1 protein-coding gene is annotated in these 1,120 nt (G+C 67.1%); it reads right to left on the bottom strand.

Annotated features, from left to right (window positions below; translation table 11 throughout):
- Positions 1-1,021: IS481 family transposase (locus VFX97_04285; protein ID HEX5702414.1), on the bottom strand; the 1,021-nt coding region annotated here is incomplete at its 3' end.
- Positions 1,022-1,120 lie beyond the last annotated feature (99 nt).

Below are 1,120 nucleotides of genomic sequence, written 5' to 3'. Positions count from 1 at the left end.
GGGGCAGCTCGGCGACGCCGAGAGCCTCCCGCAGAGCCTGCGCCGGGGTGCGGCCCTGGAGCCGGTAGCCCTGGTGGCTGCGCTGGAGATTGTAGAAGCTCAGGTAGCGATCGAGGTCGGCCTGGATCTCGGCGACGTTCTCGTACCAGGTTGTCCTCCCCGCCACGCGGAAGCACTCGTCGAGAAGCGTCCGGTTCATCCGCTCCACAAAGCCATTGGTCCTCGGCGAGCGCACCTGGGTGGTGCGGTGTTCGACGCTCTCCATTGCCAAGAGCAGCTCGTAGGGGTGGCTGCCCGGCCGGCCGCAGAACTCCCGGCCGTTGTCCGTCAGGACCGCACCGACCGGCACGCCCAGCGCCTCGTAGAAGGGCAGCACCCGCTCGTAGAGCAGATCGCAGGCGGTGATGGGCATCTTGGAGTTGTAGACCTTGGCGAAGGCGAGTGAGCAGAAGACGTCGACCACCACTTGGACGTAGATCTTGCCTACCCCTTTGAGCGTTCCCCAGTAGAAGGTGTCCTGGTTGAGCAGCTCCCCGGGCCGGGAGGCCTCGACGTGGCGACAGCGGAAATCCACACTGTGCCGCTCGAGCAGGCGGATCTGCTCAGCCGAGAGAAGGTAGGTGGTCTGCTGGGCTGCTTCCTCTAAGCGGAGCAGCCGCTTGGTGCGGGTCTCAAGCTGGTGCCGCAGCCAGACCCCGCGCACACCCGAGGCACTGACGTTGGCGCCCGCGAGCCGTAGCTCGTTCGCCACGCGCTGCGCCCCGTGCGTCGGCCGCTCGAGGGCGTAGTCGAGGACTTTCTGCTCGATCTCGGGTGCGACGCGATTGGGGTGGGGACCTCGCGGCCCACGACGCTGCTCGACCAGAGCGGCCACCCCGCCGACCTGGAAGGCGCGGCGGATCTCGGAGAAGCTGTCGCGGTGGTACCCCATGAGCTGGCAAGCCTTCGAGACATTGCCGAGCTCTTCGGCCAGCCGGAGCAGGGAGAGCTTTCTCCTGGTACTCTGAGACAGGGCGGTCATCGGTTCCTCCTGGGTAGTTGGTTTCGGCAAACTCCAATCTACTCCAGGGACCCGGCGGCCGCCCTTGCCGCTCCGGCCCTCCGGGCCTCCACGACAAGG

The organism is Pyrinomonadaceae bacterium (assembly GCA_036277115.1).
In the GTDB taxonomy this organism is placed as follows: domain Bacteria; phylum Acidobacteriota; class Blastocatellia; order Pyrinomonadales; family Pyrinomonadaceae; genus UBA11740.
The sequence above is the reverse complement of the archived record's forward strand: the minus strand, read 5'-3'. Positions and strand labels throughout refer to the sequence as shown.